This window comes from Pedobacter zeae (assembly GCF_014196715.1).
Taxonomy (GTDB): Bacteria; Bacteroidota; Bacteroidia; order Sphingobacteriales; family Sphingobacteriaceae; genus Pedobacter; species Pedobacter zeae.
This window is the reverse complement of record NZ_JACIEF010000002.1, coordinates 710,776-737,328: the sequence shown is the minus strand read 5'-3', so window position 1 is coordinate 737,328 and position 26,553 is coordinate 710,776. Positions and strand designations below refer to the sequence as shown.

Below are 26,553 nucleotides of genomic sequence, written 5' to 3'. Positions count from 1 at the left end.
CTGGAACGCAGTGAAATGGAGAGATATCTACCTTGACAGATTTAACCTCGCTGAACACTACGCTGTTTCCCGATTTCGTCGCACTCCACTCGAAATGACGTCTTTTATATAAAATATTCAACTAAATCCGATGGCTATCGGATAGGGATGACAATTTACTTCAATTTTTTCTTCAAAGCTAAAATCGAAAAATCCGTATCAGCCTTCGTAATGGTATTGGTTAGGGCACCCAGGCCTGTTATTTCCATCTCCACTACATCACCTGGCTGCAGCCATTGTACCTTATAATTAGGATCGTTAAGCAAACCGGTACCGTTCAGTTCCAAGAAGCAGCCTGTTCCAACCGTTCCTGAACCGATTACATCTCCCGGAAGAATGTCTACACCGTAGGCGCAGCGTTCAATAATTTCGGCAAAGGTCCAATCCATATCGGCGGCGTTTCCTTTTGAAACTTCGATACCATTTACGCGGCAGGTCATTTTAAGATCGTAAACATTGCCTACGTGGCCTTCACTTGGCGCAACTTTATACTGGATCAATTCGTCAGGGGTAACCAACCATGGACCAATTACGGTTGAAAAATCTTTTCCTTTAGCCGGGCCTAAATTCAACAGCATTTCTTCCATCTGCAGGGTTCGGGCACTCATATCATTCATTATCATATAACCGGCAATATATTCATCAGCCTCTGCAGCTTTAATATTTCTACCTTTTTTACCGATAACAACAGCCAGTTCGAGTTCGAAATCGAGTTTATCGAAATGATCGGGCATACATTCAATTTCTCCGGTACCCTGAATGGCATTATGATTGGTGAAATAAAAAATCGGATATTCATCAAACTGCGGAATCATATCAACCTTGCGGTTCCTGCGCGCAGCGGCTACGTGCTGCCTAAAAGCATATCCGTCCCTGCAACTGGTGGGGTGCGGAACAGGGGCTAAAATTTCGTAAAAAATTTCTTCCTTGGCTTCCCTACTTCCTTCTTTGATCTGATCATCAATACGTTTTGCCCTTTCCATTAATACCTCCCCGCCCTGCAAAAATTCGTTCATGTTATCAGGAATAAGCTTATCGCAGCTATTTAAATTATAGATATGCCCATTTACAAACACACCAAGATGCTCTCTGTCTTCGGTTTTATAGGATACTAGTTTCATATATCATTTGGTTAAATACGCGGTAAAGCTAAGCAATTAGGTTAGTCAAAATAAAACTTAGAACCTTTTATTTTAATACAGTGTATTGTTGAAGGCTTGATTTTATTACCGGAAAATCTTTTGGCTGAAGTCCTTGATAACGTTTTTTATTGGAAAGCAATCCCCCGATCAATAATCCGCCCGAGACGCCTGCAGGTACACCAGCAGCAATTAGCACAACAGATTCTGCAAGTTTATCGCTTTTAGCTGCCAGTACAAAAAACGTTAATCCTCCGGCAATGGCTAACGGGGCTACCAATCCTCTGCGATGGATATACAATGCACTGATGCTATCGGCACTAAGCTTTAAAGTATCCTTCCGGTTTCTGATGACAGTTAAGCCATTATCGGATGCAGCATAAAAAATCCCCCTCACCGCTTGCCCGCTCCGATCAACAACCCTAATATTATATTTGGCTTTTTGTTGCGCAAAACCGGCATAACTCAACGCGAAAAAAATTAAGCATGTAAAAGTAAATTTCATTAAGATAGTGGTATAAGTAAGTAATTAAAGGTAATTAAAATTTCAATTTTTAAATAAAATACTTACCTTAGTTGCATTAAAACCATGATCTTAAAAGCATTACATATTAATCCCGTAAACGATGCCATTGCAGCGCGCCGTTATAAGATGCTTTCCAAGCTGATCATGGCACAATATTCTCTGTAATTGATCTGCCCCTTTCTTATGAATTGAAACGCATTTGCGTTTTGATTGTTTATTCTTAGGATTTTTCTTTCTAACCATAACATCATTTAATTATGCCTATTTATCACAAATTAGGGCAAATTCCAGCTAAACGCCATACGGTTTTCCGCAAACCGGACGGAAATCTTTATGCCGAAGAATTGGTATCAACCGAAGGTTTTTCCAGTTTGTATTCGCTGGTATATCATTGCCATCCGCCAACCATTGTAAAACATTTAGGAGAACCTTATAGCGTAGAACCTAAAATTGCCCGAGAAAAACACCTGAAACACACCAGTTTACTCGGTTACAGGATTAAACCGGAGGACGATTTTTTAAAAAGCCGCAAACCGGTGCTGGTAAACAGCGATCTGCACATTGTGCTGGCTGCGCCAAGAAAATCGATGACTGATTATTTCTATAAAAACAGCCAGGCCGACGAAATGATCTTTGTACACGAAGGCTCCGGAAAATTGAAAACTGGCTTTGGTGAGATTAAATTTGGCTATGGCGATTACCTGATTATCCCAAGGGGAACCATTTACCAAATGGAATTTGACACTGAGGAAAACAGGCTGTTTATTGTAGAAAGCTTTAGTCCTCTGAGGTCGCCAAAAAGGTATTTAAACCAATTTGGACAGTTAATGGAGCATTCGCCCTATTGTGAGCGTGATTTAAGGTTACCTGAAAACCTGCAGACACATGATGAATATGGCGATTTTAAAATATTGATCAAAAAACAGGGATTAATTTATCCGTACACTTACGGCACACATCCTTTTGATTATGTTGGTTGGGATGGCTACCATTACCCTTATGCCTTCTCGATCCATGATTTTGAACCCATAACTGGCCGCCTGCACCAGCCCCCTCCGGTACACCAAACTTTTGAAGGACACAATTTTGTGGTCTGCTCATTTGTACCTCGCAAATACGATTACCATCCCGATTCGATCCCGGCACCTTATAACCATAGTAACGTAGATAGTGATGAAGTACTTTATTATGTTGACGGCGATTTTATGAGCCGCAAAAGTGTGGTTAAAGGGCAGATTACCTTACATCCGGGCGGTATTCCGCATGGTCCACACCCCGGAACGGTAGAAAAATCGATAGGAAAAGAAAAAACGGATGAACTGGCGGTTATGATCGATCCTTTTAAACCTTTAATGCTTACGCAGGATGCTTTGGATATAGAGGACGAAAATTATCACAAAAGCTGGCAGGAAGGATAACTGGGAGTCTTGAGTCCGAAGTCTATAGCCGGAAGTCCGGAGACCGAGGTCCGAAGATCAATTGCATAGAAATAGAGAATAAATAATAACCTAAGATCAACTTTTAAATTCCTAATAAGATCATATCACTTCCGACTTCGGACCTCCGACATCGGACTTAAATAACAACAAACAAATGGAAACACAAACATTCGCAGAAAAAATTTCTAAAGCACCAGATTTTCTGCCTATTAACGGAACAGATTATATCGAATTTTATGTAGGTAATGCCAAGCAGGCCGCTCACTATTACAAAACAGCATTTGGGTTTCAGAGCCTGGCTTATGCCGGACCAGAAACTGGCGTACGCGATCGTTCGTCGTATGTATTGCAACAGGGTAAAATCAGGCTGATCTTAACCACGGCCTTAAAATCTGACCATCCAATATCAGAACATGTAAAAAAACATGGCGACGGTGTAAAAGTATTGGCGCTTTGGGTTGATGATGCCTATAGCGCATTTGAAGAAACCACAAAACGGGGAGCTAAGCCATACATGGAGCCTAAAACCCTTACAGATGAACATGGCGAAGTTAAAATGAGCGGTATTTACACCTATGGCGAAACCGTGCACATGTTTATTGAACGTAAAAACTACACCGGAACCTTTATGCCGGGTTACCGTGTGTGGGAAAGCGATTACCAACCTGCAGATACCGGTCTCCTATATATTGACCATTGTGTGGGTAACGTGGGCTGGAACCGAATGAATGAAGCTGTAAAATGGTATGAGGAAGTAATGGGTTTTGTAAACATCCTTTCTTTTGATGATAAACAGATCAATACCGAATATTCGGCGTTAATGAGCAAAGTGATGAGCAATGGCAACGGTTATTCGAAATTTCCGATCAACGAACCTGCTGAAGGGAAAAAGAAATCGCAGATTGAAGAATACCTGGAATATTATGAAGGAGAAGGTGTACAACACATTGCGGTAGCCACAAAAGATATTGTAAAAACAGTAAAAGAATTAAAATCACGTGGGGTTGAGTTTTTAAGTGCTCCACCAGAAGCTTATTATGACATGATGCCTGCACGTGTAGGTAAAATTGATGAAGAAATTTCCCTTCTGGAAAGCCTTGGTATTTTGGTTGATTGTGACGAAGAAGGTTACCTTTTGCAGATTTTTACCAAACCGGTAGAAGACCGTCCTACGTTGTTCTTTGAGATTATTCAGCGTAAAGGTGCACAGAGTTTTGGCGCAGGTAACTTTAAGGCGTTATTTGAATCTTTAGAACGTGAGCAAGAATTAAGAGGTAATTTATAGTCAGTATGTTATAAAATTCTAAAAAGTCCGTCATTTCGGGCGAAGCATAGGGTAGTCAAGAACCCGAAGGCTCAGGGAAGCTAAATCTGTCTTGAGATAGATCTCTCCCCACCTGTACGGGCAGGCATTCCACTATGTTTCAATCGAGATGACGGCTAATTATACCTATAACACCTCACCCAGGTGTTTATAATTCGATTTTATTGTATCCAAAACTTCACTCATTTTTCCACCGAGCATCAATTTCGCCATCGATTCGGTCATTCCTTTAATTTGTGCCCATTCAATTTTAGGCGGCATGGCCAGTGCGTTCGGATTGGTCATAATATTTAATAAAACCGGTCCTTCTTCATTTAACGCATGAGTGATTGCAGTTTCCACTGCTTCGGGTTCAGCTACTGTTATTCCTTTAAATCCCATGGCCTGCGCTACCAATGCAAAATCAGGATTGATCATATCCGTTTCATTGTCTGGTAAACCGTCAACTTCCATTTCCAGTTTTACCATTCCAAGGGCTCTGTTATTAAACACAATCAGCTTTAAAGGAAGATTATATTGTTTAATTGTGGCAAGATCGCCTAAGAGCATGGATAAGCCTCCATCACCGCAAAGCGCAATTACTTGTTGTTCTGGATGTGCCAATGCAGCACCAATAGCCATTGGCATTGCATTGGCCATAGAGCCATGGTTAAATGAACCCAGCATTTTGCGTTTGCCTGTCGCATCGATAAAACGTGCTCCCCACACGCAGCACATACCGGTATCTACCGTAAAAATAGCATCGTTGGCCGCTAAGCGGTTAATGGTTTCAGCTACATATTCGGGTTGTATTTTATTTTTCTCTCCCTGATCTTTTACATAAACCTGTTGCGTTTCTTTCACTTTGCGGTAAAATTCAAGTTGCGTTTTTAAGAAACTATCATCTTTCTTTTCGGTGATAAGGGGTAACAATGCTTTGATCGAATCGCCGATGTTTCCACATAAACCCATGGTAAGTTTTGCCCGTCGGCCCAAACGTTCTGGTTTTTCGTCGATCTGCACAATCTTATTTTTTACGGGCATGAAGTTTACATAAGGAAAATCAGTTCCGAGCAAAAAGACCACGTCAGCCTCGTGCATGGCATGATAACCAGATGGCTGCCCCAGAAGCCCCGTCATGCCAACCTCATAAGGATTATCGTACTGGATGCCCATTTTGCCACGGAAAGAAAATCCAACCGGTGCCTTTAATTTAGCAGCAAGCGCCACCACTTCATCATGTGCATCGGCAGCGCCTATCCCACAAAATATCATTATTTTCTTTTCGCCGTTGAGCAAAGTGGATAGCTCATTTAATTCCGGGTCTGATGGGCGGATCACCGGTTTGTTGTTGAAGAGTTGCATAGAAGTTACACTTTCTACCGCATCCAGTTGTGCTACATCGCCAGGCAGGCCAAACACGGCAACACCTTTTTTATGAATGGCATGCTGAACCGCCGTTTGAAACATTCTTGGTGCCTGCTCGGCAGTAGTGGCTACCTGGTTATAGCAACTGCAATCGTCAAATAATTTAATGGTATTGGTTTCCTGAAAAAAGTCCATTCCAAATTCGTTTGTAGGGATGGTTGATGCAATAACAATTACCGGAACATGAGAGCGGTGCGCATCGTAAAGACCATTAATGAGGTGCACATGCCCTGGCCCGCAACTCCCTGCGCAACAAGCAATTCCATCAAGTTCAGCTTCGGCAGCGGCAGCAAAGGCACCAGCTTCTTCATTACGGACATGGATCCACTTTATTTTTCCATTTCTTCTTACCGCATCGTTAAAATAATTTAAACTGTCTCCGGTAACTGCATAAACTCTTTTTACACCAACTTCAACCAGCATTTCAACCAGTTGTTCTGCAACGTTTTTACTCATGTGGATATCTTTTAATCATGGATTTTTATATACCTAATAAAGAGATAAAGTTATGATATTGTTTTAGTTGAAAAGCAGAAAAGAAATCATTCTGATCCAGCAAAAGAACTTTAAGTAATAATTTATAAGCTAAGCAACCTGATATCAACAGGATGATTTTTTCTTCACTAAAACTTCATAAATGAAGTGCACCTTTGAAATAACAAAACACGAAGCGATTTCAATTTTGTTAAATTCTAAAAACTCATAATTAGTTTTTTAGTTTTCCGGTTACCCTTATCTGATACCTCATGTATTGCAAAATACATGAGGTTTTTTGTTAACTTTAATAAGATCTGGCTGCTTTAAATCATGAAAAACAAATGGCTTGTTATGCTAATTTCAGCATTATGTTTATTTAATTTCGGCTTCACCAAAACAAAATCAACTGTTCAAAATTATTTTTCAGAAAAACAATTCAATAGTTTCTTTCCGCGGCGGAATAATTTTTACAGCTACACTTCTTTCATTAAAGCAGTTTCTTCCCTTTCATTTATTAAAATCAGGATTGAAAAACGGGGCGAATGGATTTATAAAATTACCCGGACGGATAAAAGGACCGGCCAGGAAACCGTGGTCAGGCAAGACCAAGATTGGAACGAAGCCTGGGCAAAAACAATGCCTTACCGCACTTTCAGTATCCATTATACCGATTTCTGCAGCTCAAACGATATTAACGTAAATAAAAAAGAACTTGCAGCATTTTTCGCGCACATTGCCCACGAAACCCGTAATGGAATAAATAATAAATATAACGACGGTTTGATGCTTAACCACGAGTTAGATACCAATGTTAATTACATTGCGGCAAACGTAAATTATCCTGCCGTAAACGGTAAAAAATATTACGGACGGGGTCCTATACAATTGAGTTATAACAGCAATTATGGTTTTGCGTCAGATTGTATTTTTGGTGATAAGAACATTTTACTTAAAAACCCAAGCCTGGTAAACACCGATGCCATAACTGCTTTTGAAACTGCAATCTATTTTTGGATGACACCACAAGGTACTAAACCATCTTGCCACGATGTCATCACCGGAAAATGGGAACCAACGGCAGCTGAAATACAAAAAGGCTATAAAGCTGGTTTCGGAATGACGATTAATATTGTTAACGGCGCTTTAGAATGCAATAAAGGAACTGAAATGTCGGCAATGAAAGATAGGATGGGCTTTTACCGGTACTTTTTGAAAAAATTCGACATAAAAGATTCAGACTATTATTGCGATTGTGCAAAAATGCAACCTTTTCCGGTTTAATAGAAATCTGTCATAAATGGATCTCTCCACTTCGCATGGCTCCGGTTGAGATGACGATTCCTTTAAAATTACTCCGTACTTTCTTTAAGCATTTGATATAAATCTGCTGCCCCGCCATCAAATTTGGTTCCATTTACATAAAATGATGGGGTTCCGTTTACACCACTACGTATGCCACTATCGAAATGATCTTCTATTCTGGCTTTGATCGCTTCAGAAGCACTATCTTTCTGAAACTGCTCTAAATCCAACCCAATGGTTTCGGCCAGTTCGTCAAATAGTTTGGCATTTAAACGGTATTGGTTTTCGTAAAGCGCATCGTGCATTTCCCAAAACTTACCCTGTAACGCAGCTGCTTCGGCCGCAATGGCTGCGGGAAAAGCATATTGGTGTGCATTGGCCAAAGGAAAATGGCGGAAAACAAATTTGATCTGATCGCCAAAAGTTTCTTCAATTTCTTTCATGATAGGATAAGCATCCCCACAGTACGGACATTGGTAATCGCCAAACTCCACAATGGTCACACTTGCCGAATCATTTCCTTGAATATGATCCTGATCGTTTATTTCGGGTTTTAATACACTCATCGCTTTATTTCTTATTTAATTCTTCCAATGCATCCAAAATGCCATCGGCACCAGGATTAACGGCTAAAGGCGCTAAATAACTCCAGGCAATTTTTCCCTCTTTATCAATCACAAATAATGCTCTTTTGCTTTCTCCAACTTCATCATCGTACACGCCATAAGCTTTCGAGACTGCTCCTTTAGGCTCAAAATCGGCCAAAAGTGGGAAATGTAACTTTCTGTTTTCCTGGAAGGCCAGGTGACACCAAACGCTATCAACCGAAATCCCGAAAATCTGCGCATCGTATTTGCTGAAATAATTAAGCATTTCATTGTAAAGGGCCATCTGATCGCTGCATACCGGGCTCCAATCGGCCGGATAAAAGGCCAGGATTACGTTTTTACCTTTAAAATCTTTAAGTTTTATTTTCTGATCGGGGGTAGCATTCAACTCGAAATCTGGTGCTATAGCGCCTTTTTCTAACATATCGGGTAGTTTAAAATTTAAATCACTAAATAAACAGCGCTAAAACAGCGTTGTTTGTAACAAATATCAACCTAATTTTTGTCGTTTGATTAAATAAGACTGAAGGATGGGATAAAATCCTTCATTTATATCAGCATCAATTAAGTCGATTTTATATTGGGCACATTTTAGCGCAACCTGCTGCCGGTAAGCAGAAACCGCAGCAGTGTAATTCTCTTTAACCTGGTTGGTATGTACTTTTATCGTTTCGCCGGTTTCCATATCAATAAACTGATAGGGGCGGTTTTCAAAATTAAAGTCTATCTCTTTGGTTTTATCAACCACATTAAAAACCACCACCTCGTGTTTGTTAAACTTAAGGTGTTGCAGCGAATCAAAAAATTGATCTGTTTTATCGGCGCTGGTTTGCGTATTAAAGAGGTCGCTGAAGATAATTACCAAAGATCGTTTGTGGATCAATTCTGCCACTTGATGCAATGCCTCGCTTAAATTGGTCTGTGCATTTACCTTTGGTTTCTGCAACAGCTGTTCCAGCTGGGTAAATAAATATTTTTGATGAACCGTTGTCGATTTTGCAGGCGAATTTAATAAGATCTCATCGGTAAATAAGCTTAACCCGAAAGCATCGCGTTGTTTCTTTAAGAGGTACATTAAAGATGCTACAGCCTGTATAGAGAAGGTCAGTTTGTTTTTTTTAGGCTCAGGAAAATACATTGACGAGGAAACATCAATTACAAACTGGCAACGCAGATTGGTTTCTTCTTCGAAACGTTTGCTGTAAAGTTTATCGGTTTTGGCATATAACTTCCAGTCGATATTTTTAACATTATCGCCGTTATTATATTGGCGGTGTTCGGCAAATTCGACCGAAAAACCATGGAACGGGCTTTTATGCAAGCCTGTAATAAAACCTTCCACTACCTGCATGGCAAGCAATTCTAAATTACCATAGCTTGTTTCGTTTTCATAGTTTACAACCTGCATAGGGTAAAGCTAATAAAAGATTTATTAAAAAAACGGAAAATTAGCTAACACTTGCGAAGTTTCAAAAGTCAGGCACAAGATAAGGGCAAAACCAAAAGTGATCTGAAAAGTTGAGCGTATAGCTCAAAAAAAATCCTGAACTCAATGTTAGGATTTTTATTAACAGTCCTTGAAAAACCTATTTTTCATTTAAAACACCCATAATTGGTTTCAGCTCTGCTTTTATTTCCTTGAAAGATAATACTGATGAGGTATTAGATTTGGTTAATTTTCTAATTATCTGATTATCAAATAAATAATAGCGTATTTCTACAATATTTTTGGTTTTAAAATCTTTTAGATATATCGGCTTATCGTAAAACACTTCTTTCTTATACAAAAAGAACAGGCCATTTTCGTTGAAATAATAATCAGATTCGACCTTTCCAGTTTCTCCATAAAAAATGCAATGTATCTTTTTAAGCAAGCCTTTACTATAATAGCCGGTTACTTTACCGCCTTCTGCCGACATCCCAAAAGCGTCTTTTGTTTTCTTTTTATAAAGTTTCAGCTTTTTATTAATCGACAAGAAATCTGATTGGATTTTTCTAATTACGGCCGAAGTATCAATAGTATAGTTGATTGAACTTTTACTAGCTGCAAAAACATTACTGCTATAAATAAGCGCAATCAAACATATTAAAAGTCTTTTCATACTATTTTTCATTTTTTAAATCCCTGATACTTTTTCCAAAAGTCATCTGGAAGTGGGGATAGTCTTTAAAACCTTTCCAATTACCTCCCCATTCAAATCCAAGTTCTTCTCCAATTTTAACTACCTCTTTAGGCAAAATACTCCAAACCGCCTGTCCATCTTTTACAATTACCACATCCATAGCCAAAGCATAATTATGATAACTTGAGCCTCCTTTTGCTTTAGTAACAATGTTGCCAGGTGTTGTTCGACCTTGGTTATAAAGTGCATTTTGTTCAGCGATAGTTCTTAAAGCCTGTACAATTCTTAATTGTATCCCGAGTTCTTCTTCAACCGTATTGATAAATTCTCTTGCAGGGTTTTGTAACCTCTTATCCAAGGTTAAAATCCTTTTATTTGTTATGTCATCCCAAGTTGGTCTTAAATATCTAGGTAATCCATCTTCAACAATTAACAACAAAGAGTTTGTTTTTTTATTAAACTTTATACTTTTTCTTCTATCCCAGAACATACCAGAATCAAGAAAATAATAATCGATATCTACTCCACCCCTTGCTGATTTTTTTTGTACTATATAATTTTTATGAATAGTATCAATAATCAAAATTATTGAAGAACCAGGAAATGAGCATGAGCTCAGGCCTCGAAATAATTTAAAAGGATCATAAAAAGTAAATAAAATACCGGCATTCCTTTTTTCTTTTAAAGAATATTCCATCATTAAATTATTAATGGTTTGATAATTAATTATTAAATCACAATAAAATAATAGGGAACAATAAATGCATAGCAATTAGAATGCCATAATTAAATCAAAACCGAGTAGGTTTAAACGATCCAGTCATTTAATAAGGCAATTCGACAAGCTCGACTTGACATTCCTAAAAGATTATACAGCTGCTAGGTTTGCCCACGATATAAAAAAACACCCGCAAGTTTTAAAACCTGCGGGTGTAGCATTAAAAATATTTTCGATTTACTTCTTCGCAATTCGATATAAATGTCCGTTATCGGTTACCGAATAAAGCGCTCCATCCTTTCCTTCGGCCATATCGCGAAAACGTTCGCCTTTACCTTCAAGCAAGCGCTCTTCGCCAACAATTTTATCATCTTTTATCACCAAGCGGATAATGTGCGAACCACTTAACCCACCTACAAACAAATTGCCCTTCCACTCGGCTATACTGTTGCCGTTATAAAAAGCTATGCAACCGGGCGAGATACTCGGATTCCAGTAGTAAACCGGTTGTTCCATACCTTCTTTCTGCGTTATACCGTCGCCCACTTTTTTACCGCTGTACTCCGTTCCGTAAGTGATGATTGGCCAACCATAATTTTTGCCGGGTTTAATAATGTTTACTTCATCGCCTCCTTTAGGGCCAAATTCTGCCTCCCACAAATCACCGGTTGAGGGATTAATGGCCAAACCATCCGGGTTACGAAGCCCGTAGGCATAAATTTCAGGTCGGGCATCGGCTTTACCGGCAAATGGTCCGTTAGCAACCGCCTTACCCTCTGGTGTAAGATGTAAAATTTTACCCAACGAAGAATTTAAATATTGTGCCTGTATTCTGATATCACTTCCAGAACGTTCGCCTGTACTTACAAATAAATTTCCGTTTTTATCGAAAACGATTCTCGATCCGTACTGAAGTTTACCGCCATAAGCAGGTGTAGCACGGTAAATAACGGTTTGGTTTTCAACAGATGTTTCATTTGCGGCCAATTTACCTTTGGCAATGGCCAATAAAACACCCTCTTTCTGTGGTTCTGAATAAGCCCAGTAAATCAACCTGTTTTTTGCAAAGTTGGGATCTAAGGTTACATCCAGTAAGCCGCCCTGCCCGGATGGATCTACCTTTGGCAAACCTGTAATCTTTTTACTCAATTTTCCATCAGCTGTAAGGATCACCATGGTGCCCTGCTTTTGGGTAATCAGGAAACCACCATTGGGAAGTACCGAAATTGCCCATGGATTTTCAAGCTTTTCGTTAATGACCGAAATATCCAAAGGAGTTTTGGTTTTAACACCTGCAATTCTGGTTTGCCCGGCAAAAGCAGGTTTAAAATCGGCAGATGGCTGGTTGGTTTCAACAGGATTCTGTGCTTCCACACATGAAATATTTATACAGTTAAGGGCCAAACCCGTTAATAAAATGCTTAAATTTTTATTGCTAAATAAGTTAACCGACATATTTGAGTTTTTTAAATAAAGAAACAAAATTATGTTTACAATAAAAAACCCAGATCCATTAAATGAACCTGGGTTTTAAATATGTTACAAGCCTTTAGGCTTTGACCTTTTTACTTTAAGCTTAAATTAAACCAATTGCTTGTTTAATTTATCTGCTAAAATTGATTTTGGAACAGCACCAACTTGCTTGTCAACTACCTGTCCGTCTTTAAAGTATAATAAAGCAGGGATGTTGCGGATACCAAACTGCATCGAAATTTGAGGGTTATTATCAACGTTTACTTTTCCAACTACCGCTTTACCGTCATATTCTTTAGCGATTTCTTCTACTACCGGACCAACCATGCGACAAGGGCCACACCATTCTGCCCAAAAATCTACCAATACGGGTTTATCTGATTTTAATACAAGCTCCTCGAAGTTTGCATCTGTGATTTCTAATGCCATAACTGTTTTTTTTATTTTCAAATATATGTATTCAATTGTAATGCCAACACATCTGTAATGTCAATTTGACATTATTTTGAGGTAAAGGGCTTAAAGGTGAAAGGTATAAGGTTTAGGCGCTTTAAGCTTCCACCTTAAACCTAAGGCCTTATCCCCTAGTTCAGCTTGTAATTTACCACATTCATTCCCATTAATTGTTCCAGGAACTTGTTATTGGGGTTTATTTTTAAATTTTTTGATGGTAAATCGAGCATAATCTGTTTTTCGCTATCAAAAACAGCAAAGTTAAGTTGGCAGTTTTGCTGCTCAGAATTTGCCTTATTGTCTGCTAATATTGCTTCAATCTCCTTCATTAGCTGATCATTAACCCGCTCGATAGGCACCTGAATGGTTAAACTTTTAGCCAATTTATCGCGCAGTTCGGACATGAGATTAATCGCAGTAATTTTAAATTCCCAGTCGCCGGCCTTCCCGAAACGCTCGCCTACCCTGCCCCTGATCTGCAAGAAATAGCCTTCGGTTAAAAACGATTTAAACTTCAGGAAATCCTCACCGAAAAGGGCCATTTCACAGGCATCATCGTAATCTTCGAAAACAAAGGTACCGAAAGGCTTACCTGTTTTGGTAATGCGTTGCGATGCAGTTACCACCAAACCGCCTACGCAGAGTTCACGGTTTTTCAGTTTCTCAAACTCAGCAAGTACTTCTTCATTACTATCGCCCATTCGCACTTTGTTAATGATACTGAGCTGTCTGACACTGTGGGTACAGAATTTATCCAGTTCGAGCTTATAGTTATCCAACGGATGGCCGGAAAGGAAAATGCCGATGGCATCCTTTTCGTATTTCAGGCGGTCCATCAAGGCCCATTCCGGCGATACAGGTAAAGTAGGTTCCAAAATGAGATCGGCTTTAGATCCTCCGAACAAAGAAGCCTGGGAGGTACTTTCGTTGTTCTGGAAATCGTTGGCATATTTGATAATTTTCTCTATGCCGTTCATCTTATCGTTCGGACCGATGTAGAAATATTGTGCCCTGTGCCCGCCGAAGGCATCGAAAGCACCGCTGTACACAAAACTCTCGTACGCTTTTTTATTTACAATACGGGTATTGGAACGTTTTGCAAAATCGTACACGCTGGCATAAGGGCCGTTGCCATTCCGTTCCTCGATAATACTTTCTACCGCTTTTTCGCCCACACCTTTTACAGCCGACATCCCAAAACGGACTTCTCCTTTGGCGTTAACCGAGAATTTAAGGTCAGATTCGTTTACATCCGGCCCTAATACGGTAACCCCCATTTGCCGGCATTCTTCCATAAAGAAAGCCACCTGCTTAATATCGCTCATGTTGTTGGAAAGTACCGCAGCCATGTATTCAGCAGGGTAATGTGCCTTTAGATAAGCCGTTTGATAAGCAATCCAGGCATAACAGGTGGAGTGCGATTTGTTGAAAGCGTAAGATGCAAATGCTTCCCAGTCTTTCCAGATTTTCTCTAAAATGGTTGCATCATGGCCTTTTTCCGAAGCTTGCTTTACAAATTTAGGCTTCATCTTATCCAGAACGTCTTTCTGCTTCTTACCCATCGCCTTACGGAGAACGTCGGCCTCACCTTTGGTAAATCCGGCCAGTTTCTGAGATAAAAGCATTACCTGCTCCTGGTAAACGGTAATACCATATGTTTCTTTCAGGTATTCTTCGCAGGCATCCAGATCGTATTTAATTTCTTCCTCACCATTTTTACGGCGTACGAAACTTGGAATATACTCCATAGGGCCCGGACGGTATAAAGCGTTCATGGCAATTAAATCGTCGAAAACCGTTGGCTTAAGTTCTTTCATGTACTTCTGCATACCCGGACTCTCGTACTGGAAAATCCCGATGGTTTCGCCACGCTGGAAAAGTTCGTAGGTCATGACATCGTCAATCGGAAAATTATCCGGGTTGAGATCGATACCATGCCTTTTCTTCACCAGTTTGACCGTATCCTTGATGAGGGTTAACGTTTTTAACCCCAGGAAGTCCATTTTTAATAAACCGGCACTTTCTACCACCGAGTTATCAAACTGGGTAACGTATAAATCAGAATCTTTGGCAACCGAAACGGGAACGAAGTTGGTAATATCGCTGGGTGTAATAATTACCCCACAGGCGTGGATACCGGTATTCCTTAACGATCCTTCCAAAACCTGCGCCTGCTGAATAGTTTCGGCACTTAAATCCTTCTGGCTGCCCAGATTTTTCAACTCTACTACTTTCTCGTATTCATCAGGGCGTAAAGCATCCTTCAAACTCTTCTCGTCGAGGTTAAAGATTTTAGCGAGCTTCATATTAGGGATCAGCTTCGCAATTTTATCAGCCTCGAACAAAGGCAGGTCCAATACCCGCGCCGTATCGCGGATAGATGATTTGGCTGCCATGGTACCGTAAGTAATGATCTGCGCTACCTGGTTAGCACCGTATTTGTTAATTACGTAATCCATTACACGGCCACGCCCCTCATCGTCAAAGTCGATATCGATATCGGGCATGGATACACGATCCGGGTTTAAGAAACGCTCAAAAAGCAGGTCGTATTTAATCGGGTCAATATTGGTAATCCCCAAGCAATAGGCCACTGCCGAACCGGCTGCTGATCCCCTGCCCGGACCTACCGATACATCAAGGTTTCGCGCTTCAGCAATAAAATCCTGTACAATCAGAAAGTAACCCGGATAACCGGTTTTTTCAATCGTAGCCAGCTCGAAATCCAAACGCTCTATTACATCGTCGGTTAAAGTTCCGTAACGCCGTTTGGCACCTTCGTAAGTTAAATGCCTTAAAAACTTGTTCTCTCCGCGTTTGCCACCATCGGCTTCATCTTCGGCAACCAAAAATTCATCAGGGATATCGAATTTAGGCAAAAGTACCTCGCGGGCAAGTTTATAGGTTTCAATTTTATCAAGAATCTCCTGGATATTCAGTATCGCTTCGGGCAAGTCGGCAAAAAGCGCCTTCATTTCGTCAGCCGATTTAAAATAATATTCCTGATTAGGTAAACCATAACGGTAGCCACGGCCACGGCCTATCGGTGTAGCCTGCTTCTCACCGTCTTTTACACAGAGTAAAATATCATGCGCATTGGCATCCTTTTTATTTACATAATAGGTATTATTGGTAGCAACCAGTTTAACCGCATGTTTATTAGCCAGGGCAATTAAAGTTTCGTTTACACGGTCTTCATCTTCCTGGTTGTGACGCATTACCTCGATATAAAAATCATCGCCAAACTGGGCCTTCCACCAGAGTAAGGCTTCTTCTGCCTGATTTTCGCCGAGGTTTAATATTTTATTCGAAATTTCTCCCGAAAGGTTTCCGGAAAGGACAATAATATCGTCTTTATATTGTTCAATTATCCCTCTATCGATACGCGGAACGTAATAAAAGCCTTTTGTATAGGCAATAGACGACATTTTAGCCAAATTGTGGTAGCCTTTTTTATTCTTTGCCAGTAACACCATCTGGTAACCGTTATCTTTTGTAGTACGGTCTGTATGGTCATTACAAACAAAAAATTCTACCCCTACAATCGGTGTCATGATCACCTCTGTAGGGCGCTCGCCAGCTTCAATTGCAGCAGCATTTTTAGCTTCAGCTGCTTTGTTATGGTTTAAAACCTGGTTAACAAAGTGGAAAGCCCCCATCATATTGGCATGATCGGTCATGGCCACTGCAGGCATTTTTTGCGCAGCAGCGGCTTTTACCAGATCAGGAATACTGATGGTACTCTGTAATACCGAAAACTGGGTGTGATTATGCAGGTGCACAAAAGTTGCCGCTGCGAGCTCATGCCTGTTATCGGTAAGAGCCTGTTTGGAAATCCCGGAACCTTCAGTTTTTTGCTGGCGTTTGCGGATTTCATCAGAGGCCGCTTTTAAATTGATGTGCTGTAAGCCAATCCCCTCAATCAGGCCAGGGTTTACCTCCCTGAAACGCGGAAAATACTCTGCATCAACCAGTAATTCTTCTTTTTTGAAAACCTCTCTTTTTACCAGTTCCAGAAAACAGCGGGTGGTGGCTTCCACATCGGCAGTTGCATTGTGGGCTTCACTAAAAGGAACACCGAATAAATAAGAATGCAGCTCGGTTAAGGTTGGCAGTTTAAATTTACCTCCCCTACCTCCAGGCAACTGTAATAGCTGGGCGGTTACTTCCGTACAGGTATCTAAAACAGGCATTTCTGCCAGCCGGTTGGCTACACCAAAACGGTGAAACTCGCAACCCATAATGTTAACATCGAAACCAATATTCTGGCCGACAATAAATTTTGCCTTGTTTAAAACTTCATTAAACCTGGCCAGCATTTCGTCAAAACCGATGCCCTGTTCGGTTGCCAATTCTGTAGAAATACCATGAATCCGTTCTGCATCATAAGGAATATTAAATCCCTCCGGTTTTACCAGATAATCCTGATGTTCAACCAATCTCCCCATCTCATCATGCAATTGCCAGGCAATCTGTATACAGCGCGGCCAGTTATCCGTATCGGTAATGGGTGCATTGTAATTGCGGGGCAAACCCGTGGTTTCAGTATCAAAAATTAAGTACATATGGTGCGGTAAAGAATTAACCGTTTAAGCGAAATAACGGTTCTTCAAAAATAGGGAATTTGATGGCCGATGCTGTCATCATTTTATCAACAAAATATGACGGATAAACTGAGTTTGGTTCGTAAAGACAAAAACCAAGGCATAAGAAAATTCGTCAGTTCTCCTGATAGATTTCTTTTGAATAGTTTAATTTTTCATTACCGCCTGCAACTGTTTTCCAAAATGGAATTGATAAACTTTTAAAATAAGGATAAGATTCTTCGTTACATTTAGCGTAATAAAAGCTTAAAACTGGTTAAAAATGCTCCTGGCTCACCAGTTCGCTCACGTTGTATCCTTTTTGCCTGCATCTTTCAATAATGTGTACCAGTAAATCGGCTTCCATCTTAGGTTCGCGGGCCATAATAAAAAGATATTTTTCTTCCGGATGCCCCACCACCACATAACTATAATCATCAGCCAGTTCGATTACCCAGTAACCAATCTTAAAGGGCCATAAGAACTGGGCTTTCATATCACCATCAGCTTTTTCTTCCTCAAAAAACAGTTTTGAGGTGATCGATTTTTCTTTCGCTTTTCCATCCTTATGGTAAGTGGTATATACATCAAAATGGTCATCGCCAGCCAGTGTGTATGTTTCGGTAGTCTGTTTCCAGTGTTTATCCAATAAGGTTGGAATAGAGTACAAAGAATACCATTTCCCCTCAAAAGCGTTGTAATCGATATTAGAAATGGGTTTGTTTTCCATAATTTGTTAATGTAAAAATCTCTGTTTAGTATTTACCTGATAAACCCCGATTAAATTATAAAGTTTTGAAAAGCATTTTTAAACCTTATATTTATTTCTACCTTCGATAGATATTTAACGATGAGCAAACCACTAAAAATATAACATATGAAAGTAACGGTTGTTGGTGCAGGCGCAGTTGGTGCCACTTGTGCAGATAATATTGCCCGCAAAGAATTGGCGAACGAACTTGTATTATTGGATATTAAAGAAGGTTTTGCCGAGGGCAAGGCGATCGACATGATGCAGACCGCTACCCTTTTGGGCTTCGATACCAAAATTACGGGCATTACAGGCGATTACAGTAAAACCGCCGGTTCTGATGTGGTTGTCATTACATCGGGTTTACCCCGTAAACCAGGCATGACCCGCGAGGAATTGATCGGCATTAATGCAGGTATTGTAAAAGGCGTTGCCGAGAATATTTTAAAATTTTCACCCGGGGCCATTTTTATCGTAGTCAGTAACCCGATGGATACCATGACCTATCTGGCCTTAAAATCATTGGGTTTACCTAAAGAACGTATCATTGGTATGGGCGGAACATTAGATAGCTCCCGTTTCAAGTTTTACCTATCGCAGGCATTGAACTGCAATCCGAACGATTTACAGGGTTTTGTAATCGGCGGTCACGGCGATACCACCATGATTCCCCTCACGCGTTTAGCCACTTATCAAAGTTTACCGGTAAGTAACTTACTGGATAAAGCAACACTTGATAAAGTTGCCGCTGATACAATGGTTGGCGGCGCTACTTTAACCGGATTGATCGGAACTTCGGCATGGTACGCTCCAGGGGCAGCCGGTGCCACATTGGTGGAGGCCATTTTACGCGACGAGAAAAAACTATTTACCTGCTGCGTTTCATTAGAGGGCGAATACGGGCAGAGCGATATCTGTTTAGGCGTTCCGGTAATTATAGGCCGCAACGGTTGGGAAAAAATAATCGATTTTAAATTAACAGAAGATGAGCAAACCGCATTTAATAAAAGTGCCGATGCCGTTAGAAATATGAATAACGTACTGGCGGAGATGAAGCTGGTGTAATTATAAAAGATCGTTATTTCGGATGGAGAGCAACTTGTACAGGTTTAACACCAGCAACGAAGCCGAGAACCACGTAGTGCCTGGCGAAGCTAAATCTGGTGAGATAGATCTCTCCCTGTCCGAAGCAGGTGGGCATTACGCTTCACTTCAGTCGAGATAACGACTATCTTATTAAATATTTGCTTTAAACGTTGAATACCCAAGGTGTAAATAACATTCTGACTGATGCACATAACATCAGCACTTACCACAAAATACCCATTTTGGATGGCCTGGAACTGCTGAATGCCAAAAAGCACACCATTGATTTCCCTTTTCACACACACAATAACTTTAATATTACGCTGATCTTGAACCAGACTTTCTGCACCAAACTCAGCGATAAGTTTTTACAGGCCCCGATTGGCACACTGTCAATCACCAATCCTAACGAAGTACACGCCACCCCCTGCGATAATAAACTGGGCAACTCTTTCTTTACCTTCTACATCCAGCCCGATGTACTCAAAACCTTAAATAAAGGGCGTGATGTTTTCTTTGAAGATAAAATCATCTACGATCGGGATCTTTGCAACAGCTTTCACTATTTATCCATAAATTTTAACAATCATGAGGTTGACCTCGAAAAGGAGCTGCTAAACGTTTTAAAGAAACTGGTTGAACGTTACGCCTCAGGCATACATTTCGATGATAAAAAAACAGCACTTTTCCAGAGTTTTATCAATGAGAACCTGATGGAGAAGTTTTCATTAACGGATACGGCCAGGCATTTCGGATTAGACAAATATAAATTCCTGCGTTTATTTAAGCACGAAACCGGTTTAACGCCTAACAACTACATCCTTTTACAGCGCATAGAAAAATGCAAAAAACTCATCACCAAAGACACGGATCTAATGGACGTTGCCATTGAAACCGGCTTTTACGATGTGCCCCACCTGTCGCGGCATTTCAAACGCTTTACCGGCGTTACACCTTCCGAATACAAAAGAGCTTAACTACTTAGTGCAATATCGTACAAGAGCTTTAGTTCTGTAAGTTTTATTTTTGCTGTCATACTTCAAACACAAATGAAAAGAGATAGCATCACCATTCTTATTTTATTATTTTTCGGTCTCACGGTACACGCGCAGGCTGGCAAAAACCCTGTTCCACTTAAATTAGATAGAGCAACAGCCGATTTAACCTTAAAACAAGGCGAGGAGGTCTCTTTCAGCTTCCTGTTAAAAAAAGATGTATACTATTCAATAACGGTTGAGCAAAAAGGAATTGATGTTACGATAGGCTTAAAAGATCAGCGTGGAAAGACCTTACAGGAGGTAGATTCGCCAAATGGCCGGTTCGGCAGCGAAAAAATCGTCTTCTCGCCCGATAGCACCGCCAATTTTATCCTCACAGTTAAACCCCTCGCAGATACAGCCAATGCAAAAGCGGGCAATTATTCGGTTATAGTACAAAGTCCGCCCAAAAAGTTAAAACCACTGCAGTATAAAGCCCTCGAACAGGATTTTAACATCTTAAAAAATGCCTTTATAGAAACGCATGTTGGCCTATGGTACAATACCTATACCCAATTCGATAGTTTATGCCAGGTGCAAAAGCGTAAGTTAAAAAATAAAATGACCGCTTTAGATTTTTACAAGCTTGTTGCCCCTATCGTTACCTATACCAAAGAAGGGCATAGTGCGATTCAGCCATCAGAAGAAACCACTAATTACATCAGGCAAAATGGCCGGTATTTTCCTTTTCTGGTAAAGATTTTTGATAAAAAGGTTTATATCCTGAACGACCTCGACAATTACAAAACCAGGGGAATGCAAATTTCCAAAATTAACGGAACCAGTATCGAAAGCATAATGGAGCAGTTTTTAAGGATAGAACCTGCCGATGGCTACAATACCACCAGCAAATACCATTGGATAGAAACTGCTTTTTCTAAATATTACCTGCGTTTTTTCGAGCAGCAGCCTGCCACATTTAATCTCGAACTGATTCATCCTAAAACCAATGAAAAGATTAGCTATAGCCATATACCCGCATTAAATTTTAAACAATATGGAAAATTTGTATCAAAAGAAACAAAAGCAATACCCAATTACAGCTATAAAGAATCGGCTCAATTAAAGATCGATACACTGAACAGCATAGCAACATTAGTGGTCAATACATTTTCTACCAGTGACTATACGAATGGAAGAAAAGGATTTAAAGAATTTTTGGCAAAAAGTTTCCAGAACATTGCCGATTATAAAATACAACACCTGATTATCGACATCAGGAAAAATGAAGGAGGTGAACAGGGTATGGAAGATCACCTCATGTCTTACCTGGTGGATAGGGAATATCAAAAATACCAATATGCCGAAATCCCATCCTTTACCTATTCATTTCTGGATTATACCGAATATCGCGATAAAAAATCAGCCGAAGATTTTGAGAAAGAATTAAGAGGCGAATTTTACCGCAGCAACGATGGCCGCTACATCGAATTGCCCGGGAAATATAAAGGGGATACTCCACAGGTTAACCGTTTTAAAGGCGATGTGTATATCCTAATCAGTGGCTTAAGCTTTTCGGGAGGTTCGGAATTTGCTGCTTTGGCCAAAAATTACACCAAAGCACGTTTTATCGGTGAAGAAACGGGAGGAGGATATTACGGTAATACCAGTGGTTATTTTATCCGTTATACCTTGCCAAACTCTAAATTAACCGGCCGTATCCCAATTATTAAATTTGTGGTCGAAAAAAAAGAAACCGGTATCCCTTTTGGCCGCGGTATAATGCCGGATGATGAAGTTCAACCCAAAATCGAAGAATTTTTAAGCGGTTATGATACTGAAATGGAGTTCGTTAAAAAACTGATTAAAAACAAATAACCAATACCTGGCATGGTTTTCGGGTAATTAGTTTATTTTAGGCAGATAAATGTTTACTATGAAAGCCATCTCCATTCCTTTAAAACTGATCAACCTACAGGACGATGGCTTCCACCTTTTGATGGAAGTTGTTGTTTTTAAGGAGCAACATCTGGCTGTGCTGGATACCGGCGCATCAAGAACCGTGTTCGATAAATCCTTAATTGAAGAGTACCTGTCAGAGTCCATGCAGGTATCAGACGAAATTAATGCCGCTACACTTTTTACTACCACTACAACCATACAGGCCACACTGCCCCTGTTAAAAATTGGCACATTAAAAATCAGGGATTACGAAACTGTAGCCTTCGATCTCCAGTCAGTCAGTGATACCTATCAACAATTTGGTCACCCACCAATTAAAGGTATTATTGGTGGCGATATATTGATGCAGTATAAAGCAGTTATCGATTATAAAAAACTGCAACTGCGGCTTTATAAAGAATAATAATGCAACTGGTCATTTAACCCTTTACACGATGTTGCTTTAATTGATTACTGTGTCCCACGTAAACGTTAACGGCAACTTTCTGTAATATTTTCCTGGCCCTGGCTTCTTACACATATCAGCGTTTTGGAAACACCTTTAAACTCCCGGGGCATTAAGGCTCCGTTCAGACTGTGTATCAGCGAAATGGTGGTTTAAACAAATTTTGTTTTGATTTATATAGGTTTCTTTATAAATTTAAGTTAACCAAATCAATCAAACATGAAATTTCTGAAAATCTTAGGAGGTATTATTGCCGTACTGGCAATTATCTTTGTTATAGGTGGACTGGTTTTACCAAAAACCTATTCTGTTAGTCGCAGCATTGTAATTAATGCACCTGATAGTGTTATTTATAAAAACATCGCCGATTTTAAAGAATTTTACAAATGGAACCCATGGGCTAAAATGGAACCAACTGCTAAAACCACTTATTCGGGTACTCCGGCGCAGCCCGGTCACGTTTACGCCTGGGAAGGTAAGGAAACCGGACAAGGATCAATGACAATATTAACCTCTAAACCAAGTACAAACGTAGATATTGAGCTAAAATTCATCAAACCTTTCGAAAGTTTAGCCGATACCAAATTCGATATTCAACCTGATGGAACCGGACAAAAAGTAACCTGGACCATGAGCGGCGAAAACAACATGATTTCAAAATGGATGTGCGTTTTTGTAAGCATGGATAAAATGATCGGTAAAGATTTCGAGGCAGGTTTAAAATCGTTAAAAGAAAAGTCTGAAAAAGGAAGCTAATTTTTACCGGAATTAATAAGAGAAGCTCCTCAATTAAAATTGGGGAGCTTTCTTTTTGCCTAAGCCGTAAAACGCAAACAATTGTGTCGGTTTGACGTTAAAAAAGCATTAAAAAACAACTTCTGGCTCTTAATATTTTGTAATTCGCTATTTTTTAGATTACTTGCTAACAAATGAATTTATTACTTGTAGAAGATGAACCCAATGTGGTTTCTGTAATTTCGAGGGGCCTTAACGATGAGGGGTTTAACGTAAGCATTGCTCCCGACGGCTTGATCGGAAAACAGATGGCACTAGAAAATCACTTCGACCTGATTATTCTCGACATCATGCTACCCGGAATAAATGGCTTGGAACTCTGCAAAATCATTAAGGAGCACAGGCCGAATATACCTGTTATTATGCTTACCGCATTAGGTACTACCGAAAACGTGGTAAACGGCCTGGATAACGGCGCAGACGATTACCTCATCAAACCTTTCAAATTCGCAGAGCTTTTTGCACGTATCAGGATGTTGTTACGGCGGTATCAGGGTGTAATTTCGCAGGACCAGGTGATTACGATTGCCGATTTACAGATCAATCTGAGTGCTAAAACGGTAAAAAGAAACCAACAGGAAATTACGCTTACTGCAACCGAGTACCGCTTATTGGAATATATGGCCAAAAACAAGTCGAAAATCCTCTCGCGGATCGATATCCTGGAAAATGTATGGGATATCGATTTCAACCTTGGCACCAATGTGGTTGATGTTTATGTGAATTACCTCCGTAAAAAAATCGATAAAAATGCCGATCAAAAACTGATTCATACTGCGGTAGGCCTGGGTTATATCTTGAAGGAAAAATAGATGGAGATCGCTAAGAAAATTACCCTGCTTTTTGCCATTTTATCGGCAATTATCATTTCGCTGTTAAGTGGGTTTGTATGGTACTTTTCAAACGATTTTGCTTTCGAAGATTTTTATAAACGTTTAGAAGCCAGGGTTAATATTAACGCCCAAATAAAACTTTATGAGGATGCCAATAATACCGCCTATGCTAAAATGCGCAACCAATACCTGGAACGTCTTCCATCCGAAAAAGAATATATCGTACTTGAGGGCGAAGCCACGAAGAAAATCGATCGCGAATTACCTGCCAGCTTTTATAACCGCATAAAGGCAGGTGTTATGGCCCGTTACCGGGTTGAAAACCATTTTTATGCCGGAAAAGCCTTTAAAAATGGCCAAACAAAATACATCGTGATTGTTTCGGCCAGTGATCCGGTTGGTTTTCGCGAATTAAAAGCTTTACAACGGCTCCTGATTATTGGTTTTTTCCTGTCGGTATTTCTGTCGTTTGTAGTCGGCTGGAAATTCTCGAACTATATGCTTTCGCCACTCCGGAACATTATTAAAAGTGTAAAAAAAATCAAAGCAGAAAATCTCCACCTGCGGTTGGACGTAAAAAAGGGGAACGATGAAATGTCGCAACTTGCCCAAACCTTTAATAATATGCTTAACCGTTTGGAAACTGCTTTCGAAACACAGAACAATTTTATCAGCAATGCTTCGCACGAGTTAAGAACTCCCCTTACCATCATCAGTGGCGAAGTAGAACTGGCCCAGAAAAATATTTCCGACCCACAAAAACAGGAAAAGGCACTTGCTAAAATAAAAGATGAGGCCGAAAGGCTTGAACACATTTTAACGAGTTTATTGGGGCTTGCACAATCGGGCTTTAATGGCAAAAACCAGCCCTGGGAAATGATACGGATGGACGAATTGCTTTGGGAAATCTCAGATTCGGTAAAACAGGTACATCCCAACAGCAAAATTGAGATCGATTTAAGCAAGCTTCCGGATGATGATAGCCTGCTTTCGCTCCGGGTAAATAAAAATCTTATGAAGCTGGCCATTAGCAACATTGTAAGCAATGCCTGCAAATATTCTAACGAAAACCTGGTGAACATTAATATTGAAAGTAAAGCCAATATGCTTTCTATCGGCGTAACCGACCGCGGCATAGGCATCCCACAAAGCGATATCCAGCACATATTCGAACCTTTCTTCCGTGCCTCTAACACTGGCGATTTTAAAGGTTATGGTGTTGGGCTTCCGCTTTCCCTTAATATTATCCGCTTGCACAGGGGAAGCATTGCCATCAAATCAGAAGAAGGTGTGGGGACAGAAATTAAGGTTTTATTACCCATCAAGGGCTAATCAGTGTCCGTAAATGTAGTAAAAGACCAGTGAAAACCGGTATACGATCTTTAGAAACGAATTTTTGCCATCCCAAAGTTCAAACACGGAGATAATTTGCTATTTTCGGCCTAAAGAACGATTAGGGCACTAAACCAGCGGTTATCATCATGGTCAAATATTTTACTTTCAGTTTATCCATTGCATTTATCTCGTGGATGGTGGGCATGGTGATTAATGCTTTCCTTTCCAAAACTACATTTTACCAGGAAAGGCTGTCTAAGCTGAATTTCATCCAGAATGAACACATAAACCGCTGGCTCGGTCTCACGCCCTTCAAGTGGATCATTATGCACAGTTTCTTTAAGTTTTTTAACCCTAAACTTTCCATAAAAAAAAGAATCCTGGCAAAAGAATTAAACGAGTACCGAATCGAAATGACCACTGCCGAACTTAACCATCTTTTCGCCTTTTCTTTTATGTCTGTTTTTATGTTCATTAAAATAATTCAGGGTCTATACCTGTTTGCACTGATTATGCTGCTTGTAAATGTGTTAATGAATCTATATCCAAGTTTGCTGCAACAGCAAAATAAAAGACGGATTGACCGTTACCTTGAGCCGTTAAACCGGCGCTCAGCCTAGATTGCATACCATGTTACCGGCATTAACCACCTGATTCCCAAAAGGAGTACCTTCTAATCTGATTCTAATCCTGTTCTTATTTGGCTGTAATTTTTGCGGGTTATTCTTGTATTAATAACCACATAGTTTATTTAATTA

General features: G+C 40.1%; 24 protein-coding genes. 12 read left to right on the top strand and 12 right to left on the bottom strand.

Annotated elements, in window-relative coordinates; genetic code table 11:
• Nucleotides 1-155 precede the first annotated feature (155 nt).
• Together GGQ60_RS09740 and GGQ60_RS09735 are read right to left on the bottom strand one after the other, a co-directional pair.
• Nucleotides 156-1,160 carry a fumarylacetoacetate hydrolase family protein gene (locus GGQ60_RS09740; RefSeq protein ID WP_183762988.1) on the bottom strand — a complete coding sequence of 335 codons (1,005 nt, stop codon included), beginning with the start codon at nucleotides 1,158-1,160 and terminating at the stop codon, nucleotides 156-158.
• 67 nt (nucleotides 1,161-1,227) lie between these two features.
• Nucleotides 1,228-1,683: a hypothetical protein gene (locus GGQ60_RS09735; protein WP_183762985.1), complete on the bottom strand. Its 456-nt coding sequence runs from the start codon at nucleotides 1,681-1,683 to the stop codon at nucleotides 1,228-1,230.
• A 278-nt stretch (nucleotides 1,684-1,961) separates the two neighbouring features.
• On the opposite strand from GGQ60_RS09735, the gene GGQ60_RS09730 reads away from it, so the two are divergent.
• Nucleotides 1,962-3,122: a homogentisate 1,2-dioxygenase gene (locus tag GGQ60_RS09730; RefSeq protein ID WP_183762982.1), complete on the top strand. Its 1,161-nt coding sequence runs from the start codon at nucleotides 1,962-1,964 to the stop codon at nucleotides 3,120-3,122.
• 175 nt (nucleotides 3,123-3,297) lie between these two features.
• Entirely contained in the window at nucleotides 3,298-4,428 is a 1,131-nt protein-coding gene (gene hppD, locus GGQ60_RS09725; protein ID WP_183762980.1) for a 4-hydroxyphenylpyruvate dioxygenase, read from the top strand.
• Nucleotides 4,429-4,593: 165 nt separating this feature from the next.
• On the opposite strand, the gene GGQ60_RS09720 is transcribed toward hppD, so the two are convergent.
• Nucleotides 4,594-6,330 carry a thiamine pyrophosphate-dependent enzyme gene (locus tag GGQ60_RS09720; protein ID WP_183762977.1) on the bottom strand — a complete coding sequence of 579 codons (1,737 nt, stop codon included), beginning with the start codon at nucleotides 6,328-6,330 and terminating at the stop codon, nucleotides 4,594-4,596.
• A gap of 351 nt (nucleotides 6,331-6,681) precedes the next feature.
• On the opposite strand from GGQ60_RS09720, the gene GGQ60_RS09715 reads away from it, so the two are divergent.
• The gene (locus tag GGQ60_RS09715; protein WP_183762974.1) at nucleotides 6,682-7,632 is read left to right on the top strand and encodes a chitinase; all 951 of its coding nucleotides are present in this window, start codon (nucleotides 6,682-6,684) and stop codon (nucleotides 7,630-7,632) included.
• 68 nt (nucleotides 7,633-7,700) lie between these two features.
• On the opposite strand, the gene GGQ60_RS09710 is transcribed toward GGQ60_RS09715, so the two are convergent.
• From GGQ60_RS09710 to GGQ60_RS09670, 9 genes are all read right to left on the bottom strand, one after another.
• The gene (locus tag GGQ60_RS09710) at nucleotides 7,701-8,219 is read right to left on the bottom strand and encodes a DsbA family protein (protein ID WP_183762971.1); all 519 of its coding nucleotides are present in this window, start codon (nucleotides 8,217-8,219) and stop codon (nucleotides 7,701-7,703) included.
• 4 nt (nucleotides 8,220-8,223) lie between these two features.
• On the bottom strand, nucleotides 8,224-8,685 hold the full coding sequence (locus tag GGQ60_RS09705; protein WP_183762968.1) for a redoxin domain-containing protein: 462 nt from the start codon (nucleotides 8,683-8,685) through the stop codon (nucleotides 8,224-8,226).
• Nucleotides 8,686-8,751: 66 nt separating this feature from the next.
• Nucleotides 8,752-9,669 (bottom strand): DUF58 domain-containing protein, encoded by a 918-nt coding sequence (locus GGQ60_RS09700; RefSeq protein WP_183762965.1) that lies wholly within the window; start codon nucleotides 9,667-9,669, stop codon nucleotides 8,752-8,754.
• A 178-nt stretch (nucleotides 9,670-9,847) separates the two neighbouring features.
• The gene (locus tag GGQ60_RS09695; RefSeq protein WP_183762962.1) at nucleotides 9,848-10,375 is read right to left on the bottom strand and encodes a hypothetical protein; all 528 of its coding nucleotides are present in this window, start codon (nucleotides 10,373-10,375) and stop codon (nucleotides 9,848-9,850) included.
• Nucleotides 10,365-11,084 (bottom strand): M15 family metallopeptidase, encoded by a 720-nt coding sequence (locus GGQ60_RS09690; protein WP_221235921.1) that lies wholly within the window; start codon nucleotides 11,082-11,084, stop codon nucleotides 10,365-10,367. Before GGQ60_RS09690 ends, GGQ60_RS09695 begins: the two co-directional genes overlap by 11 nt.
• A gap of 255 nt (nucleotides 11,085-11,339) precedes the next feature.
• Nucleotides 11,340-12,557 (bottom strand): PQQ-dependent sugar dehydrogenase, encoded by a 1,218-nt coding sequence (locus GGQ60_RS09685; protein ID WP_183762960.1) that lies wholly within the window; start codon nucleotides 12,555-12,557, stop codon nucleotides 11,340-11,342.
• A 126-nt stretch (nucleotides 12,558-12,683) separates the two neighbouring features.
• Nucleotides 12,684-13,004 (bottom strand): thioredoxin, encoded by a 321-nt coding sequence (gene trxA / locus GGQ60_RS09680; RefSeq protein WP_183762957.1) that lies wholly within the window; start codon nucleotides 13,002-13,004, stop codon nucleotides 12,684-12,686.
• 155 nt (nucleotides 13,005-13,159) lie between these two features.
• Complete coding sequence (gene dnaE / locus GGQ60_RS09675) at nucleotides 13,160-17,593, bottom strand: DNA polymerase III subunit alpha (protein ID WP_183762954.1); 4,434 nt, start codon at nucleotides 17,591-17,593, stop codon at nucleotides 13,160-13,162.
• A gap of 295 nt (nucleotides 17,594-17,888) precedes the next feature.
• Nucleotides 17,889-18,341: a lipocalin family protein gene (locus tag GGQ60_RS09670; RefSeq protein WP_183762951.1), complete on the bottom strand. Its 453-nt coding sequence runs from the start codon at nucleotides 18,339-18,341 to the stop codon at nucleotides 17,889-17,891.
• A 147-nt stretch (nucleotides 18,342-18,488) separates the two neighbouring features.
• On the opposite strand from GGQ60_RS09670, the gene mdh reads away from it, so the two are divergent.
• From mdh to GGQ60_RS09625, 9 genes are all read left to right on the top strand, one after another.
• Nucleotides 18,489-19,427 (top strand): malate dehydrogenase, encoded by a 939-nt coding sequence (gene mdh, locus GGQ60_RS09665; RefSeq protein WP_183762948.1) that lies wholly within the window; start codon nucleotides 18,489-18,491, stop codon nucleotides 19,425-19,427.
• 22 nt (nucleotides 19,428-19,449) lie between these two features.
• On the top strand, nucleotides 19,450-19,587 hold the full coding sequence (locus GGQ60_RS09660; protein ID WP_183762944.1) for a hypothetical protein: 138 nt from the start codon (nucleotides 19,450-19,452) through the stop codon (nucleotides 19,585-19,587).
• A gap of 31 nt (nucleotides 19,588-19,618) precedes the next feature.
• Nucleotides 19,619-20,425, top strand: coding sequence for an AraC family transcriptional regulator (locus tag GGQ60_RS09655; protein ID WP_221235920.1), 807 nt, complete (start codon nucleotides 19,619-19,621; stop codon nucleotides 20,423-20,425).
• Nucleotides 20,426-20,497: 72 nt separating this feature from the next.
• Nucleotides 20,498-22,303 carry a S41 family peptidase gene (locus GGQ60_RS09650; RefSeq protein ID WP_183762941.1) on the top strand — a complete coding sequence of 602 codons (1,806 nt, stop codon included), beginning with the start codon at nucleotides 20,498-20,500 and terminating at the stop codon, nucleotides 22,301-22,303.
• A gap of 58 nt (nucleotides 22,304-22,361) precedes the next feature.
• Complete coding sequence (locus tag GGQ60_RS09645) at nucleotides 22,362-22,790, top strand: aspartyl protease family protein (protein ID WP_183762938.1); 429 nt, start codon at nucleotides 22,362-22,364, stop codon at nucleotides 22,788-22,790.
• Nucleotides 22,791-23,051: 261 nt separating this feature from the next.
• Complete coding sequence (locus GGQ60_RS09640; RefSeq protein ID WP_183762935.1) at nucleotides 23,052-23,588, top strand: SRPBCC family protein; 537 nt, start codon at nucleotides 23,052-23,054, stop codon at nucleotides 23,586-23,588.
• A gap of 173 nt (nucleotides 23,589-23,761) precedes the next feature.
• Nucleotides 23,762-24,439 carry a response regulator transcription factor gene (locus tag GGQ60_RS09635; RefSeq protein ID WP_183762932.1) on the top strand — a complete coding sequence of 226 codons (678 nt, stop codon included), beginning with the start codon at nucleotides 23,762-23,764 and terminating at the stop codon, nucleotides 24,437-24,439.
• Nucleotides 24,440-25,792 carry a HAMP domain-containing sensor histidine kinase gene (locus tag GGQ60_RS09630; RefSeq protein WP_183762929.1) on the top strand — a complete coding sequence of 451 codons (1,353 nt, stop codon included), beginning with the start codon at nucleotides 24,440-24,442 and terminating at the stop codon, nucleotides 25,790-25,792. It begins immediately after the preceding gene.
• Nucleotides 25,793-25,941: 149 nt separating this feature from the next.
• Nucleotides 25,942-26,415 (top strand): glycosyl-4,4'-diaponeurosporenoate acyltransferase CrtO family protein, encoded by a 474-nt coding sequence (locus GGQ60_RS09625; protein WP_221235919.1) that lies wholly within the window; start codon nucleotides 25,942-25,944, stop codon nucleotides 26,413-26,415.
• Nucleotides 26,416-26,553: the final 138 nt, after the last annotated feature.

Excerpts from the sequence above, each read along its gene's own strand:
- dnaE (WP_183762954.1), bottom strand. The coding sequence starts at position 17,593 with ATGTACTTAATTTTTGATACTGAAACCACGGGTTTGCCCCGCAATTAC.
- GGQ60_RS09645 (WP_183762938.1), top strand. The coding sequence starts at position 22,362 with ATGAAAGCCATCTCCATTCCTTTAAAACTGATCAACCTACAGGACGAT.
- GGQ60_RS09740 (WP_183762988.1), bottom strand. The coding sequence starts at position 1,160 with ATGAAACTAGTATCCTATAAAACCGAAGACAGAGAGCATCTTGGTGTG.
- GGQ60_RS09695 (WP_183762962.1), bottom strand. The coding sequence starts at position 10,375 with ATGAAAAATAGTATGAAAAGACTTTTAATATGTTTGATTGCGCTTATT.
- GGQ60_RS09635 (WP_183762932.1), top strand. The coding sequence starts at position 23,762 with ATGAATTTATTACTTGTAGAAGATGAACCCAATGTGGTTTCTGTAATT.
- GGQ60_RS09735 (WP_183762985.1), bottom strand. The coding sequence starts at position 1,683 with ATGAAATTTACTTTTACATGCTTAATTTTTTTCGCGTTGAGTTATGCC.
- GGQ60_RS09660 (WP_183762944.1), top strand. The coding sequence starts at position 19,450 with ATGGAGAGCAACTTGTACAGGTTTAACACCAGCAACGAAGCCGAGAAC.
- GGQ60_RS09690 (WP_221235921.1), bottom strand. The coding sequence starts at position 11,084 with ATGATGGAATATTCTTTAAAAGAAAAAAGGAATGCCGGTATTTTATTT.
- hppD (WP_183762980.1), top strand. The coding sequence starts at position 3,298 with ATGGAAACACAAACATTCGCAGAAAAAATTTCTAAAGCACCAGATTTT.
- trxA (WP_183762957.1), bottom strand. The coding sequence starts at position 13,004 with ATGGCATTAGAAATCACAGATGCAAACTTCGAGGAGCTTGTATTAAAA.
- GGQ60_RS09630 (WP_183762929.1), top strand. The coding sequence starts at position 24,440 with ATGGAGATCGCTAAGAAAATTACCCTGCTTTTTGCCATTTTATCGGCA.
- GGQ60_RS09700 (WP_183762965.1), bottom strand. The coding sequence starts at position 9,669 with ATGCAGGTTGTAAACTATGAAAACGAAACAAGCTATGGTAATTTAGAA.
- GGQ60_RS09720 (WP_183762977.1), bottom strand. The coding sequence starts at position 6,330 with ATGAGTAAAAACGTTGCAGAACAACTGGTTGAAATGCTGGTTGAAGTT.
- GGQ60_RS09670 (WP_183762951.1), bottom strand. The coding sequence starts at position 18,341 with ATGGAAAACAAACCCATTTCTAATATCGATTACAACGCTTTTGAGGGG.
- GGQ60_RS09625 (WP_221235919.1), top strand. The coding sequence starts at position 25,942 with ATGGTCAAATATTTTACTTTCAGTTTATCCATTGCATTTATCTCGTGG.
- GGQ60_RS09650 (WP_183762941.1), top strand. The coding sequence starts at position 20,498 with ATGAAAAGAGATAGCATCACCATTCTTATTTTATTATTTTTCGGTCTC.
- GGQ60_RS09715 (WP_183762974.1), top strand. The coding sequence starts at position 6,682 with ATGAAAAACAAATGGCTTGTTATGCTAATTTCAGCATTATGTTTATTT.
- GGQ60_RS09710 (WP_183762971.1), bottom strand. The coding sequence starts at position 8,219 with ATGAGTGTATTAAAACCCGAAATAAACGATCAGGATCATATTCAAGGA.
- GGQ60_RS09685 (WP_183762960.1), bottom strand. The coding sequence starts at position 12,557 with ATGTCGGTTAACTTATTTAGCAATAAAAATTTAAGCATTTTATTAACG.
- GGQ60_RS09640 (WP_183762935.1), top strand. The coding sequence starts at position 23,052 with ATGAAATTTCTGAAAATCTTAGGAGGTATTATTGCCGTACTGGCAATT.
- GGQ60_RS09730 (WP_183762982.1), top strand. The coding sequence starts at position 1,962 with ATGCCTATTTATCACAAATTAGGGCAAATTCCAGCTAAACGCCATACG.
- GGQ60_RS09705 (WP_183762968.1), bottom strand. The coding sequence starts at position 8,685 with ATGTTAGAAAAAGGCGCTATAGCACCAGATTTCGAGTTGAATGCTACC.
- mdh (WP_183762948.1), top strand. The coding sequence starts at position 18,489 with ATGAAAGTAACGGTTGTTGGTGCAGGCGCAGTTGGTGCCACTTGTGCA.